The organism is Candidatus Latescibacter sp. IFSED24 (assembly GCF_058273205.1).
Window position 1 is genome coordinate 4,665,994 of the sequence record NZ_CM177850.1, and the last position, 14,600, is coordinate 4,680,593.

Here is a 14,600-nt window from a genome sequence, read left to right on the forward strand (position 1 = left end):
GGGCGACCATGAGTGACACCGTGAAACTGACGATCGACAACATCGAGGTCGAGGTTCCCCAGGGGGCCACGGTCCTCGAGGCCGCCAAGCAGATCGGCATCCGGATCCCGACGCTCTGCCATCTCGACGGCGTGAACAAGGTGGGCGTCTGCCGTGTCTGCGTGGTGGAGCAGGAGGGGCGGGGCAACCTGCTCGCCAGCTGCATGCTCGCCGCCGGCGACGGCATGAAGATCCGGACCAACACGCCCAAGGTGCAGCGGGCGCGCCGCACGGCCGTGGAGCTCATGCTCTCCGACCACGTGCAGGATTGTCTGAGCTGCGACCGCAGCCAGGACTGCGAGCTGCAGACCCTGGCCCACGATCTGGGCGTGGACTGCGGCCGGTTCGGCCAGAATCTGGGCTCCGAGCGCGTCATCGACGACAGTAGCGCCTCGCTGGTGCGCGACTCGGGCAAGTGCATCCTCTGCCGCCGCTGCATCTCGGTGTGCGAGGACGTGCAGACCGTCAACACCATCGGCATCCAGGGTCGCGGCATCGCGTCCATGATCGCGCCGGCCTTCACCGGCCTGGGCGATGCCGTCTGTGTGAACTGCGGCCAGTGCGCGGCGGTCTGCCCGGTCAACGCCATCTACGAGGTCGACCACATCGCGCCGGTCGAGCGGGCGCTCCTCGATCCCGCCAAGCACGTGGTGGTGCAGACCGCGCCCGCGATCCGCGCCGCCATCGGCGAGACCCAGGGCCTGGCCCCCGGTAGCCTGGTCACCGGCGAGATGGTCACGGCACTGAAGATCCTCGGCTTCGATGCGGTCTTCGATACCGATTGGTCGGCCGACCTGACCATCCTCGAGGAGGGCATGGAACTGCTGGGCCGGCTCAAGCGCGCGCTGGTGGACAAGGACGACAAGGTTGCCCTGCCCATGACCACCAGCTGTTCGCCGGGCTGGGTGAAGTTCCTCGAGCACTTCTTCCCCGAGCTGATTCCCAACGTGTCCACGGCCAAGAGCCCGCAGCAGATGATGGGAGCGGTCATCAAGTCGTACTACGCCAAGAACAAGGGCCTCGCGCCGGAGGACGTGGTGGTGGTGTCGGTGATGCCGTGCACGGCGAAGAAGTACGAGGCCGGTCGTCCCGAGATGAAGGACAGCGGTACGGTGGACGTGGATCATGTCCTGACCACCCGCGAACTCGGGCGGCTGATCAAGAAGTACGGCGTCGATTTCCAGAACTTGCCCAAGGGGACCTTCGACGATCCCCTGGGCCTCGGTTCGGGAGCCGCCGACATCTTCGCCAACAGCGGCGGCGTGACCGAGGCGGCGCTGCGCACGATCCACGAGGTGGTCACGGGCAAGGAGATCCCCGTGCAGAACCTGCACGTGACGGACCTCATGGACATCGAGGGCATCCGCGAGATCGCGCTCACGTTCACCGGCTGCAAGGACGAGTTCAAGTGGCTGGACGGCGTCACCGCGCGCGTCGCGGCCACCAGCGGCCTGGGCAACGCGCGCAAGCTCATGGATCAGGTCCAGGCGGGCGAGAGCCCCTATCACTTCATCGAGGTCATGGCGTGTCCCGGGGGCTGCATCGGCGGCGGCGGCCAGCCGCGCCTGACCACCGATGCGGTCCGCCAGGCCCGCTTCCAGGCGATCCTAGCCGAGGACGAGGGCAAGGAGCTGCGCAAGTCGCACGAGAACCCCTACATCACCAGGATCTACGAGGATTTCCTGGGGCAGCCCAACAGCCACAAGGCGCACGAGCTGCTGCACACGCACTACACGCCGCGCGAGAAGGTCTGACGCGCGGCGTCTTGGCGCGACCGGAGGGCCGATCCCCAACGGGGGTCGGCCCTCGCCGCAGGTTCCGGGTTTCCGCCATGGGCGAATTGGGCTAGGCTGGACCGGTCGTCGCCAACCCGTTACCTGCCCAACGGAGCATCCCATGAGCTTCAAGAACGGTTGCCTCAAGCCCGCCCTCTTCGGCTGCCTCGGCCTGATCGCCCTGTTGGTCCTGCTGACGGCGATCACCAGCTTCTCCGCCTGGCGCGGCCTCAGGGGCCAGCGCATCGAGACGCAGGAACTCGCCCCGGTGGCCGTGACGCCGATCGAGCTGCCGGCGGGCCCGGCTGGCCGCCTGGTCCTGGACCTGGCCCACGGCGAGTTCGAGATCAGCCCCGGCGCCCCGGGCACCGGCGTCCAGGTGCGTGCCCGCTACGACCTCGAGGCGTACCACCTGGAGGACGACCTGCAGATCCTGCCAGACTCGACCTGGGTCTACACCGTGCGCTACTTCCGCACCATCTCCGGCCTGCAGGCCTTCGCACGCGCCATCATCGGCGGCGGCAACGACTCCCGCGTCGAGATCACCATCGCACCCGACGCCCCCATCGTCCTGGAGGCGAACATCCAGCAGGGCGGCGCCGAGGCCGAGCTGGGCGGACTCTGGCTCACCGCCGCCGACATCGAGTTCAGCAAGGGCGGGCTGGCCCTGAGCATCAGCGAGCCCCTGCATCAGCCCATGGAGCACCTGTACCTGCACGGCAGCATGGGTGGGATCGAGGCGGCCGGTCTCGGCAACGCCAGCCCGGCCGTGCTCACGGTCGACTGCGCCATGGGCGGCGCCGACATCGACCTGCGCGGCCGGTGGCTCAACGACTGCGATGCCGATCTCTCCATCAACATGGGTGGCCTGGCGGTGACCGTCCCCGACGATGTGGAGGTCCAGGGCGTCACCGTCACCGGCGGCGAGCTGCGCCTGGCCGACCAGGAGACCCCGATCCCCGTGCTGCGCCTGAAGACCAGGGCGAAGCGCGGCGAGGTCGAGGTCATGCGGCGTTAGGCGCCGGCGGTGCTCGACGGCCTGATCATCCTCGGCTATTTCGCCGTGATCATGGTGGTGGCCATCCGCTCCCGCCTGCAGCCGGGGGTGTCGGCGGAGGAGTATTTCGTCTCGGGCCGCCGCCTGCGCTGGTATTCCATCGCCGCCTCCACCATCGCCACCAACCTGCACGCCGGCCACTTCCTGGCGGTCATCGGCTCGGCCTACGCGTTCGGCCTGGCCCAGGCCAACTTCGAGCTCAACGCCATCTTCGGCCTGGTGCTGGCGGCCTTCGTGTTCGTGCCGATGTACCTGCGCGCCCGTGTGGTCACCATCACCCAGTTCTTCGAGCAGCGCTTCGGCACGCGGGTGGCTCTGGCCTACTCGATCATGATCATGTTCCTCTACGGGACGCTCTACCTGGGCGCGGCGTTGTTCTGGGGCGGTTACTCGCTGGAGGTGCTCTTCGGCGACGGCCTGCAGCAACTGGTAGGCGGGAACCCGGCGGTCAGGATCTGCACCATGATCGTGCTGCTCGGCGCGTTCTCGGCGGTCTATACCTACTTCGGTGGTCTTGGCGCCGTGGTGCGCACGGATCTGGTGCAGTTCGTGCTGCTGCTGGGCGGCGGCCTCACGGTGACCGGTCTGGCCGTCCATGCTCTCGGCGGCTTCGATCAGTTCCATACCCGGACCGGCGACTTCATGCACTTGCACTTGCCCAATTCCCATGCGCAATTGCCGTGGCTGGGTATCGTCACCATGAACCTGCTGAACCTGCAGTACTGGGGCTGCAACCAGGTGATCCTGCAGCGCGCGCTGGCCGCCCGCAGCCTGCGCGACGCCCAGGTCGGCCTGCTGGTGGGCGGGTTCGTCAAGTTCGTGACCGCGGCCATGCTGGTCCTGCCCGGGATCGCGCTGATCGGGATCCTGGGCGAGGATCGCCGGCTCACCGATCCCGATCAGGCCTACCTGACCATCGTCGACCTGTTGCTCTCGCCCGGCGTGCGCGGCCTCGTGCTCTGTGGCCTCTTCGCCTCGCTCATGAGCAGCGTCGACTCGATCTTCAACTCGCTCAGCACGCTGTGGTCGGTGGACATCTATCAACGCCACCTGAACCCCCGGGCCACCGACCGGCAGGTGGTGGCCACCGGCCGCCGCGCCATCCTGGTGACCCTGGCGGTGGGTATCTGCTTCGGATTCGTCTTCGCCTACACCAAGCTCAAGAATCCAGGATTCCCACTCGATCCCGTGTTCAAGCAGGCCAGCTTCTACGTGAAGAACGGGCTGGTGGTGCTGGTGGTCGCGGCGGTCTTCCTGGCCCGCCCGTCGCGCAGGCTGGTCCTGGCGGCCATGGTGGGGACGATCCCGCTGTCGATCCTGGCCGATCGGGTGTACGGCGACGTGCCCTACCTCATCGTGACCGGCATGGTGATCATGGCGGGGATCCTGGTCGTGGCCGTGCCCACGCTGATCCGTCAGGGCTGGCGGCTCTCCGGTCCGGCGCTGGTGACGGTGGCGGATCGGCGGGTGGGCTGGCTGGGAGCGACGCTGTTGCTCCTGCTGGCCTCCATTCACGTGATCTTCCACTGAGCGTTCGCTCAGAAGGTGCCCACCACCAGCAGGCCCGGCCGGCCCTCGATCAGGCTCGGGCCGACGGATATCGTTGGCTGCGGAGGAGTCTGGGTTCGCGTTTCGGCCTTTTGCCTGGCCCGCGCGGTCTGGTATTCCACCGTGGTGCAGGCGGCGAGTTGCGCCATGACGGTCAGAGGCAGGTAGATCCCGTTCTCGGTCTCCAGCGTCAGCGCCCAGCCCGCGAGGCCGATCCCCACCGACGTCGCCACGACGGCGAGCCCGTTGCCTCGTGATCCATTGCCGGCGTGGACGCCCACGGGCAGCAGGAGGCCCCCGGTGACCGAACCCAGGACCAGGCCCTCCGCGAGGCTGTCGAACTCTCCGCTGCCGTCGTCGGCGGCACTGGCGCCGATGATGAAACCCGCCAGGAATCCCACGGTGCCGGCGCCCAGGCCGACGAAGAGCGAACGGGTGGGGGTGTTGGGGTTGGGCACCTGGTCCGCGGCCCTGGCGGGCCCGGCGCCGGTGGCGACCAGGACCAGGGCGAGCAAGCCGGAAAGGAACGCGTGGCGTCTTGGTATCATGGGCCCTGATACGCCAGATTCAGCACCGGGTTCCCGCTAGATGAGGCGTTCCCGGAATAACGGCGACCCCCGACTCAAGCCGGGGGCCGCTGCTGTTTCCGGAGGCGTCATCGGAACCTTGCTACTCGAACAGCCCCTTCACGCTGCTCCAGGTCTGGCTCTCGGCCGCGACTCCGCCGCACAGGGCGACGTTTTCGCTGGTGTTGATCACGTAGTCGCCCAGGTCGTCGGGGTCGCCCGAGCCGTAGTTGCTGATGACCAGGTAGTACTCGGCGCTGGGGTCGAGAACCACGTTGTCCGCGGCCAGGATGGCGCTCAGCAGGCCTTCGCCGCCGTCGTCATCGAAGTAGACGCAGGCATCGAGCGGCATGGCCGGATCGAAGTTGTCGCAGAAGATGTGCAGCGTCGTGTCGTGGAGGGTGGTTCCGTCGAGCATGACCTCGAACTCCACCGGATTCTGGTCGGCCACCACGAAGCAGTGCGCTTCGAGGAACTGGCCGGTGTAGAAGGCCGGGCTCAGGGCGAAGGCACAGGCCGGATCGGGAGCGCCGCTGCCATAGCCGCGGTCCCAGACCGGGGTGCTCTCGGTGAACGTCCCGGTGATCTGGATGCGGCTGGGAGCGGCGATCGATCCATCGCGGATGTCGAGTGGCTTGTCGTCGGCGGCCAGGGCGAGGCCGGCCACCAGGATCACGGCGATCAGGGCGATAACATTCTTCATGGCCTTACTCCTCTGTGGTCGGGGGATGGAATTCAGACAGTATTTCATGGTCTGGAGCCAATTCTACCACGATTGCTCGTGGATTTTCAATAACAGAGACTCGATTGCTCCAACTTGGAATCCGGTGGCCCACCGACCGCATCGAGTTCCACGATCAGACCACCCAGCACGGGCACCCGCACCCGCACCCGGACCGGCCAGCGAGCCTCGCCAGCCGCCATGTCCACCTCCACGTCGCCCTCATGATGGAAGGGCCCCGCCCCGCCCAGGGCCGGTCGCAGGGTGAGGCAGCGGAACCGTCCGGCCGGCACCTCGACCTCGCGGCTGGCAATCACGTCGACATGGAGCCAGCTCGCCGCTCCCCCGAGCAGCACCGGCACGCTGACATGATCGCCGGTGGCCAGACTCGAGGCCCTCAGCCGCAGGAGCGCCGAGAAGACATCATGACTGCCGGCCGGGAGCGCGACCCGAGTCCCCCGACCATCGTCGGCCACCCCGAGGGCGTGGTCCACTTTCCAGTCCCCGGTTTCGCGATATGACCCCTCCCTGATGCGCCTGGTCAGCCGATGGCAGCGATAGTCTTCCGTGTCGGTCCAGCTCACGATGCGGTCCCGGACGGGATAGAGGCTGGAGAGCAGGGCATTCGAGCGGGTGAGGGCGCGAACCTCGAAGGCCGCCCGATCAGCCACCGGCCGGGGACCCGCGATCTCCAGCGTGGCGGTTCCCACGATGAGCGGTCCCAGCTTGATCCTGTAGTGGAGAGTCTCGCCCGCGGCGAAGGGCCGCTGGCGTAGCAATGGCGGCAGGTGGGCCTCCGCGAACACGGCTGTCGGGGCGGCGAGCAGGGTGATCAGCAGGTACTGGAGACACCGGTGGGGCATGGTGGCCACCCTCGTTGACGGGGATGGGGAGGAAGATGCAACCTGTCCCAACCGTTGCAGGATGTGCGCCCCGCCCTTGTGCCAACGAGAGTGTGTCCGGGCCTGCGTGGTCGATCCAATTGGGATTGGGATCCATTCCTGAGAATGTTAACTTATATCAATTCAATATTTTAAACCCCATGTCTGTGTCGGATAACCGGGCTCCTGTGTCCAGATCAGCGTCTCCTTCACCCCGGGCACAATCTCCATGGCACAAGCAAGTTTCTTTGACTCCGGTGGGGATTCGTTCTACGTTTCGCCAGGACCGCCAAAAACCCGCATCCGGCCTCAATTTAGGAGCTACCCGGTATGGCTTTGAGGAGCTTCCGGGGCGGTGTGCACCCCCCCGAGCATAAGGAACTCACCGAGGACAAGGCCCTCGAGGTGATGCCGCCCAGTGCGGAGATCTTCGTGCCCCTGGGCCAGCATCTCGGCAAGCCGGCCAATCCCCTGGTCAAGAAGGGCGACTACGTCCGCCAGGGGCAAGTGCTGGCCGAGAGTTCCGGGTTCATCTCGGCGCCGGTGCATGCCCCCGTCAGCGGCAAGGTGATCAAGATGATCAAGGGGCCGGTGGTGGGCGGAACCACCGCCGACATGCTCCAGATCAAGCCCGGCGAGCCCGATCCGCCCAAGGAGGGCGAGGAAGCCCCGCCGGTCGATAGCAGCCCGCTGCTGCTGGCGGCCTACGACCTGGGATCGGTGACCCGCGAGCAGATCATCGACCGCGTCCGTGAGGCCGGCATCGTCGGCCAGGGCGGGGCGGCGTTCCCCACGGCGGTCAAGCTGAGTCCGCCGCCCGACAAGCCCATCGACTGGATGATCATCAACGGCGCCGAGTGCGAGCCCTACCTCACGCGCGATTATCGTCTGATGCTCGAGCGGACCGACGCGCTCATCGACGGCATCCTGCTGATCGGCAAGGCCCTGGGCGAGAACGTGAACCTGGGGATCGGGATCGAGAACAACAAGCCCGAGGCCATCGCCACCATGCGCGAGGCCATCGTCAAGCGCGGGGTGAAGATCGAGGTCTTCGAGCTGCGGACCAAGTACCCGCAGGGCGGCGAGAAGATGCTCATCGACGCCGCGGTCGGTCGCAAGGTGCCGCCGGGTGCGCTGCCCATGGAGGTGGGCTGCGTGATCCAGAACGTGGGCACCGCGCTGGCCATCCGCGACGCGGTGCTGGCGGGCGAAGTGCCGCGGACCGCCACGCTCACCGTGAGCGGCCTGGGGGTCAAGGAACCCAAGAACCTGCAGGTGACCATCGGCACGCCGCTGCGCGACGTGATCGAGTACTGCGGGGGCGTGCACCAGAGCGCCCAGCGCGTGGTGGTGGGCGGGCCGATGATGGGCTTCGCCGCCTTCAGCCTCGACGCGCCGGTGGTCAAGGCCACCAGCGGGATCCTGGTGCTCACCGAGGCCGAGCTGAAGGCGCCGCCCGAGACCGCGTGCCTCAACTGCGGCAAGTGCGCCGCGGCCTGCCCCATCAACCTGCTGCCCACACGCCTGGCGCGGCTGTCGCAGCTGAAGCGCTTCGAGGAGGCCCGCGACCTGGGCATCGAGGTGTGCATGGAGTGCGGGACCTGCGCCTTCACCTGCCCGGCCCACATCCCGCTGGTCCAGTACCTCCGGCTCGGTAAGAAGAACGTCCGCAACCTGCCCCGGAAGGAAGCCTGACCCATGGCCAACGAGAGCAGCAAGGGCTCGGTCGTCCAGGGTGTCAGCGAGGGCAACCTCAACCTGGTGACCTCGCCCCACTCGCATTTCGGCTGGAGCACCGCCCGGATCATGTGGACGGTGACCCTCGCGCTGGTGCCCTGCCTCGGCAGCGCCGTCTATTTCTTCGGCTTCGGGGTGCTCGCTCCGGTGGCCGGGGCGGTGCTGGGCGCGGTGGTCTGCGAATGGGTCGTCGGACGGATCAACCGCAAGGCCGAGACCATCCCCGACGGCAGCGCGTTCCTGACGGGGCTCTTGCTCGGCCTGGTGGTGCCGCCCGGGTTCTCGCCGCTGCATGCGGCGCTGGGTGGGGTCGTGGCCATCGGCATCGGCAAGTCGGTGTTCGGCGGCCTGGGCGACAACATCTTCAATCCGGCGCTGGTGGGCCGCGCGTTCCTGCAGGCCAGCTTCCCGGCGGGCATGACCGACTGGTCGCACGCCGTCTCGCGGGTCGATGCCATGAGCCAGGCCACACCGCTGGGCCTGTTCAAGTTCGGCGATCCGAGCCAGTTCGCCGGCGATGTGGCCACGCAGAAGCTCCTGCTCGGCAACGTCGGCGGGTGCATCGGCGAGACCAGTTCGCTGGCCATCCTCGTCGGGGGGGCCATCCTCCTGCTGACGCGGGTCGCGCACTGGCGGATCATGCTCAGCATGCTGCTGGGCGGGGTGGTCTTCGGCGGGATCTTCAACCTGCTGGGCGTGGGGCCGAGCCCGCTCTTCCACATCCTCTCTGGCGGCTTCCTCTTCGGCGCGGTCTTCATGGCCACCGATTACGTGACCAGCCCGACCACCGGCCGCGGCCAGTGGATCTTCGGCGGCGGCATCGCGCTGTTGACCATCCTGATCCGCCTGTTCGGCGGCCTGCCCGAGGGCGTGATGTACTCCATCCTCCTGATGAACGCCGCGGTGCCCCTGATCGACCGATACACCCGACCCCGGATCTACGGAGCACAATCATGAAGACGACGCTGCACATGCTGGCCACGCTGATCGTGGTGGGAATGCTGTCCGGCGGGGCGTTGTCGCTGGTCAACGACTGGGCCGACCCGCTCATCCAGGAGAACCAGCGGCGCATCCGCGACGAGGCCATCGGCTTCCTGGTGCCCGGCGGCGCTCCCGAGCAGGTGGTCGACGAGGACGGTCTGGCCGCGTGGCAGGTCCGGCGCGACGGCGAGCTCGCCGGCTGGGTGGTGCGCTACGCGCTGACCGGTTTCCAGGACAAGATCGACGTCATGATCGCCCTCGACCCTGACCGCACCGAGATCCGCGGCCTGAAGGTCCTGCAGGATTCCGAGACTCCTGGCCTGGGCACCTGGATCCGCCTGCAGCCCCAGCACGAACAGGCGCTGGCCACTGCGACCGACCGCGACCTCGGCGACGAGGTCGACGTGGCGCAGAACTTCCCGCTGCAGTTCTTCGGCTACGGCGGCGGCAAGCACCTGTCGGCCGCCGGCGACCTCAAGGTGGTCAAGGGCAAGACGCGCCGGCAACTCGGTCCCTCCGAGGTCCAGGCCATCACCGCGGCCACCATCAGCTCGAACGCGGTGACCGATATCGTCAATGCCGCGGTCGTCAAGCTCGATGCCATCCTGGCCAAGCAGGGAGGAGCCTCGTGAGCAAGCAGACGAGCATCTCCGGCGAGTTCGTGAAGGGCCTCTGGGACCAGAACCCGGTCCTGCGCCAGCTCCTGGGCCTGTGCCCGACGCTGGCAGTGACCACCTCGGCCATGAACGGCGTGGGCATGGGCGTGGCCACCACCTTCGTGCTGGTCTGCGCCAGCCTGCTGATCTCGCTGGTGCGCAAGGCGATCCCCACCCAGGTGCGCATCGCCAGCTATATCGTGGTGATCGCCACCTTCGTGACCATCGTCGACCTGACGATGAAGGCGCAGTTCCCGGCCATGAGCAAGAGCCTGGGCGCGTTCATCCCGCTGATCGTGGTGAACTGCGTGATCCTCGGCCGGCAGGAGGCCTTCGCCTCGAAGAACAGCCCCTTCCGCGCCATCGTCGACGCCGTGGGCATGGGCCTCGGCTTCACGCTGACCCTGACCGTCCTCGGCGGCGTGCGCGAGATCCTGGGCAACCGCACCCTGTTCGGGTTCCAGCTGCTGCCCGACGCGTTCGAGCCCTGGATCGTGATGATCCTGCCCGCCGGCGCGTTCCTCACGCTGGGGCTGATGCTGGGCCTGGCGAACATCATCACCCACCGGCGCGAAGATGCGGCGCTGAAGACCGCCCGCCTGCGGGCCGCGGCGAAGGGGGCGTGACGTGGAACTCTTCGGCATCTTCATCACCGCCGCGCTGATCAACAACTTCGTGCTGAGCCAGTTCCTCGGCATCTGCCCGTTCGTGGGCGTGTCGGGCAAGCTCAGCTCGGCCACTAGCATGGGCATGGCCACCACCTTCGTCATGGTCATGGCGGGCATGGTGACCTTCCTGATCCAGCACTACATCCTGATCCCTCTGGGCCTGGGCTTCCTGCAGACGGTGGCCTTCATCCTGGTCATCGCCTCGCTGGTCCAGTTCGTGGAGATGGTCATCAAGAAGGTGTCGACCCCGCTGTACCGGGCGCTCGGCATCTTCCTGCCGCTGATCACCACCAACTGCGCCATCATGGGCCTCTGCCTCTTCGCCGCCATGAAGGAATACACCTTCATCCAGGCGTTGATCTACGCGCTGGGCGCGGGCGTCGGCTTCACGCTGGCGCTGACTCTCATGGCCGGCATCCGTGAGGAGCTGGAGCTGGCCAACGTCCCGCGGACCCTGCAGGGCGCGGGCATCACCATGGTGGTCGCGGGCATCCTGGCCCTCGGCTTCATGGGTTTCGCGGGCATGAAGTTCTAGCCGCCGCACTCCGGCGAACGTGACGAGCAAAGGAGACAGTCCGATGATCGACCGGCGTTCCTTCCTCAAGACCGCGCTCCTCGGTGGCGGGGCCTTCGCTGCCGGCTACAAGCTGAGCGGAGTCCTCGACCCCACCACCGCGGGCCGCACCGTGCTGCACGGCTTCGTGCCCGCCGACGAGGCCGCCGTGGCCGAGACCCTGACCGCGTTCCTCGGCCTCGCCGGCGGTCGCCTGCCGGCACCGGCGGTGACCGTGCCGGCGAACTGGCGCGCCGCCGTGGCGAGCGCGCTGCGCACCGGCGCCGACCGCTACGACCGCGGCGGCCGCCAGGTGCTCACCGTCCAGGTCACCGAGCTGGACCGCGCGCTGCCCGCCGACCTGATGCTGCAACAGCAGGGCCGGGTCCTCGACCCGGCGAGCAGCTTCGGCCGCCGCCTGCTCGCGCTGCGCGAGGAGTTGCAGGGCCGCCGCGCCGGCCTGGCCGTGAGCTGCCGCCTCGAGGATCGCCCCGAGGCCCTGGCCGCCGGTCGGGTGCTGGTGGTGGAGACCGAGAACGGCGTGCAGGACCGCATCGCCCTGGACAACGTCCGCCGCGACCTCGCCCTGGCCGGCCCCGCGGGCCTGACCCGGGTCCAGGCTGACGAGAACGGCGTGCGCGTCACGGGCGCCAGCTGCCGCCACGCCACGTGCCGCCTGCAGGGCGCCATCGCGCGGCCGGGCGAGCTGATCGCCTGCGCCCCGAACCGCCTCGTGCTGCGGGTCGAGACGGCCTAGCCGGTGGCGCACCGCGAGGGGCATCCGGAGAACCGGATCGGGTCGCTCCGGCAGGGACTGCTGGTGCTGCTGGTCTGCCTGGCCGCCGGCTTCGCGGTGCATCGCCTGCGCGACCGGACGCCCGAACCCGAACCGCTGGTCTTCAACCGGCCGGCCATGGGCACCCTGGTGACGGTGACGTTGCCCGGTACGGACGACCAGCAGGCGCGCCAGGCCGCGGCGGTGGCCGCCGGACGGGCGCTCGCCGAGGCCGCGCGGGTTGACTCGCTCTTCTCCTGGCGACTGCCCGTCCCGCGGGGCGCCGACCCCGCCGCCCTCGCCCGCGAGCAGCGCGCGGTGCTGGAGGTGGCGCTGGCGGTGATCCGCGAGAGCGACGGCGCGTTCGATCCACGCCTGCGCCCTCTGGTCGACCTCTGGGGCTTCGACGGCGGCGAGCCGGCCGTGCCCGACGCGGCAGCGCTGGCCGCGGAAGTCGCTCGCCTGAAAGAGCTTGGTCAGCCCGCCGACGCGACGGAACTTGAATCTCGGCCCGATGTTCTCCATTTTGGAGCCTGGGCCAAGGGCTACGCGGTGGACCGGGCGCTGGACGTGCTCCGGCAGGCCGGACAGGACGCCGCCCTGGTCAACGCCGGCGGCGAGATCCGCGGCTACGGTCGCCCCTGGAAGGTGGGGATCCAGCATCCCCGGTTGCCGGGAGCGGTGCTGGCCGTGGTCGAGCCGGGTGAGCTGGCCGTCGCCACCAGCGGCGACTACGAGCAATTCTTCGAGCAGGACGGCGTGCGCTACTGCCACCTGCTCGACCCGCGCAGCGGCCGGCCGGCCGACGGCTGCCGCAGCGTGACGGTGCTGGCGCCCAGCTGCGCCCGCGCCGACGCCCTGGCCACGGCGGTGTTCGTGCTGGGGCCGCAACGAGGCATGGAATTGGTGGAGCGCCTGGACGGCATCGAGTGCCTGATCATCGACGCCGCGGGCGAGCGCCACGACAGTTCGGGAATGGACGCGTACCTGTCCGACGGCTGAGTCGGACGAGCCTGGAGGACCGCAGCATGACCGCCCTCGCGTACTCGCTCCTGGCCATGGGAGGACTCGGCGCCTTCTTCGCCGCCGCCCTGGCCATCGCCGACAAGAAGCTGCGGGTGGAAGAGGATCCGCGCATCGGCCTGGTGGCCGACGCCCTGCCCGGCGCCAACTGCGGCGCCTGCGGCTGCGCCGGCTGCAACGCCTACGCCGAGGCCGTGGTCACCGAGGGCCTGGCCATCACCAAGTGCCCCGTCGGCGGCCAGGACGTCATCGACTCGCTGGCCCTGATCATGGGCGTGGAGGCCGGCGCCGCGGTCAAGCACGTGGCGCGCCTGATGTGCCGCGGCACCGCCAGTCTGGCCAAGGACAAGGCCAGCTACGAGGGGCCCACCAACTGCGCGGTCCAGGACCTGGTCTCGGGCGGCTCCAAGGCCTGCCAGTGGGGCTGCCTCGGCGGCGGCGACTGCGTCGAGGTCTGCGACTTCGGTGCGCTGGAGATGGGCCCCGACGGCCTGCCCGTGGTCTACGACGACCTCTGCACCGCCTGCGCCGCCTGCGTCACCGCCTGTCCGCGCGATCTCTTCGAGCTGCACCCCATCGATCGCGAGTTCTTCGTCTTCTGCAAGAGCCACGACGACCCCAAGACCAGCAAGGCGGTCTGCGACGCGGCGTGCACCGGCTGCAGCATCTGCGCCCGCAACAGCGAGGGCGCCATCAGCATGGTGGACGGCCTGGCGGTCATCGACTATGACAAGCTGAACCCGGACATCATCCCCATCGAGAAGTGCAAGACCAACGCCATCGGCTGGCTCCACCCGCAGCAGCACCTCCAGGAGCTGATGGCCGACGGCAAGACCGGCGAGGAAGCCTAGGCCGGGCCGCCCCGCGCAGCGACGAATCGGTGGAGCGGCCCGGCGACGGGCCGTCTCCATGCCGGGAGGAATCCCATGACCCACGAGCCCCAGGGCGAGGTCCTTTACGAGGAAGGCGAGGTGCTGGCGGTCCTGCCCCACGAGGATGACCACCCCGCCCGCGTCCGCGTCCGGCTGATCGCCGGCGACCACTGCGAGGGCTGTCCCGCCAAGATCATGTGCCAGCCCGGCGAGGGCGATCGCCGCACCATGGACGTGACCGACCCCGTGGGCGTGGCGGTGGGCGACCGCGTGAAGGTGGCCGTACCGGGCGGCGCGGTGCTGAAGGCGTCGTTCCTGGTCTACGGGCTGCCGCTTTTGCTGCTGCTGGTCGGGGTGTGGCTGGGCACCAAGATCTGGTCGGCGGAGAACGCCATGCGCGATCTGTGGTCGTTCCTGCTGGGGGCCGGGCTGGCGGCGGCGGCGGTGCCGTGGGTGCGGCGGGTCGTGCAGCGGGCCGAGGCCGGCGGCGGCCAGATGCTCGAGCCCATGGTGGTGGGCATGGTGACGGTGGGGGTGCTGCAGGCGGAGGATTGAGCGGGCTCCGGCTCGTCCCGTCCCCGGTCTTGACCCCGCTCGACCATTTCCCTTTCGTCACCACAGGGAGGGGCACCAAGACCCGGGCGGAAGTGGAACGACCACCTATTCCCGACAGCATTCCCGCCCGGGTCCGATCCTCCCGGACCTGCCTTGCGAGCCACGCCGGGCCCACCAGCTGGGCCCGGTGTGG

General features: G+C 68.6%; 15 protein-coding genes. 12 read left to right on the forward strand and 3 right to left on the reverse strand.

Annotation, left to right across the window (positions count from 1 at the left end; translation table 11 throughout):
* The first annotated feature begins 8 nt into the window (after positions 1 to 8).
* From IFSED24_RS18675 to IFSED24_RS18685, 3 genes are all read left to right on the forward strand, one after another.
* Positions 9 to 1,793, forward strand: a complete 1,785-nt coding sequence (locus IFSED24_RS18675) for an NADH-dependent [FeFe] hydrogenase, group A6 (protein WP_491333003.1) — start codon at positions 9 to 11, stop codon at positions 1,791 to 1,793.
* A gap of 142 nt (positions 1,794 to 1,935) precedes the next feature.
* On the forward strand, positions 1,936 to 2,832 hold the full coding sequence (locus tag IFSED24_RS18680) for a hypothetical protein (RefSeq protein WP_491333004.1): 897 nt from the start codon (positions 1,936 to 1,938) through the stop codon (positions 2,830 to 2,832).
* A 9-nt stretch (positions 2,833 to 2,841) separates the two neighbouring features.
* Positions 2,842 to 4,401: an SLC5 family protein gene (locus IFSED24_RS18685; protein ID WP_491333005.1), complete on the forward strand. Its 1,560-nt coding sequence runs from the start codon at positions 2,842 to 2,844 to the stop codon at positions 4,399 to 4,401.
* An 8-nt stretch (positions 4,402 to 4,409) separates the two neighbouring features.
* Here the strand turns inward: IFSED24_RS18685 and IFSED24_RS18690 are convergent, their stop codons facing one another.
* From IFSED24_RS18690 to IFSED24_RS18700, 3 genes are all read right to left on the reverse strand, one after another.
* Entirely contained in the window at positions 4,410 to 4,967 is a 558-nt protein-coding gene (locus IFSED24_RS18690; RefSeq protein ID WP_491333006.1) for a hypothetical protein, read from the reverse strand.
* A gap of 121 nt (positions 4,968 to 5,088) precedes the next feature.
* Entirely contained in the window at positions 5,089 to 5,688 is a 600-nt protein-coding gene (locus tag IFSED24_RS18695; RefSeq protein WP_491333007.1) for a hypothetical protein, read from the reverse strand.
* An 86-nt stretch (positions 5,689 to 5,774) separates the two neighbouring features.
* On the reverse strand, positions 5,775 to 6,569 hold the full coding sequence (locus IFSED24_RS18700; RefSeq protein ID WP_491333008.1) for a DUF3108 domain-containing protein: 795 nt from the start codon (positions 6,567 to 6,569) through the stop codon (positions 5,775 to 5,777).
* A gap of 348 nt (positions 6,570 to 6,917) precedes the next feature.
* On the opposite strand from IFSED24_RS18700, the gene rsxC reads away from it, so the two are divergent.
* From rsxC to IFSED24_RS18745, 9 genes are all read left to right on the forward strand, one after another.
* Positions 6,918 to 8,282 (forward strand): electron transport complex subunit RsxC, encoded by a 1,365-nt coding sequence (gene rsxC, locus IFSED24_RS18705; protein ID WP_491333009.1) that lies wholly within the window; start codon positions 6,918 to 6,920, stop codon positions 8,280 to 8,282.
* Between the two features lie 3 nt (positions 8,283 to 8,285).
* Positions 8,286 to 9,281 (forward strand): RnfABCDGE type electron transport complex subunit D, encoded by a 996-nt coding sequence (locus tag IFSED24_RS18710; RefSeq protein WP_491333010.1) that lies wholly within the window; start codon positions 8,286 to 8,288, stop codon positions 9,279 to 9,281.
* Entirely contained in the window at positions 9,278 to 9,937 is a 660-nt protein-coding gene (locus IFSED24_RS18715) for an RnfABCDGE type electron transport complex subunit G (protein WP_491333011.1), read from the forward strand. Before IFSED24_RS18710 ends, IFSED24_RS18715 begins: the two co-directional genes overlap by 4 nt.
* Positions 9,934 to 10,587: an electron transport complex subunit RsxE gene (gene rsxE / locus IFSED24_RS18720; protein WP_491333012.1), complete on the forward strand. Its 654-nt coding sequence runs from the start codon at positions 9,934 to 9,936 to the stop codon at positions 10,585 to 10,587. Before IFSED24_RS18715 ends, rsxE begins: the two co-directional genes overlap by 4 nt.
* Before the next feature lies 1 nt (position 10,588).
* Positions 10,589 to 11,164 (forward strand): electron transport complex protein RnfA, encoded by a 576-nt coding sequence (locus IFSED24_RS18725; protein ID WP_491333013.1) that lies wholly within the window; start codon positions 10,589 to 10,591, stop codon positions 11,162 to 11,164.
* Positions 11,165 to 11,207: 43 nt separating this feature from the next.
* Positions 11,208 to 11,939 carry a NusG domain II-containing protein gene (locus tag IFSED24_RS18730; RefSeq protein WP_491333014.1) on the forward strand — a complete coding sequence of 244 codons (732 nt, stop codon included), beginning with the start codon at positions 11,208 to 11,210 and terminating at the stop codon, positions 11,937 to 11,939.
* A gap of 3 nt (positions 11,940 to 11,942) precedes the next feature.
* Complete coding sequence (locus IFSED24_RS18735; RefSeq protein WP_491333015.1) at positions 11,943 to 12,959, forward strand: FAD:protein FMN transferase; 1,017 nt, start codon at positions 11,943 to 11,945, stop codon at positions 12,957 to 12,959.
* Positions 12,960 to 12,985: 26 nt separating this feature from the next.
* A complete protein-coding gene (locus IFSED24_RS18740) occupies positions 12,986 to 13,831 on the forward strand; it encodes an RnfABCDGE type electron transport complex subunit B (protein WP_491333016.1) in 846 nt (281 codons plus the stop codon).
* 75 nt (positions 13,832 to 13,906) lie between these two features.
* A complete protein-coding gene (locus IFSED24_RS18745) occupies positions 13,907 to 14,407 on the forward strand; it encodes a SoxR reducing system RseC family protein (RefSeq protein WP_491333017.1) in 501 nt (166 codons plus the stop codon).
* Positions 14,408 to 14,600: the final 193 nt, after the last annotated feature.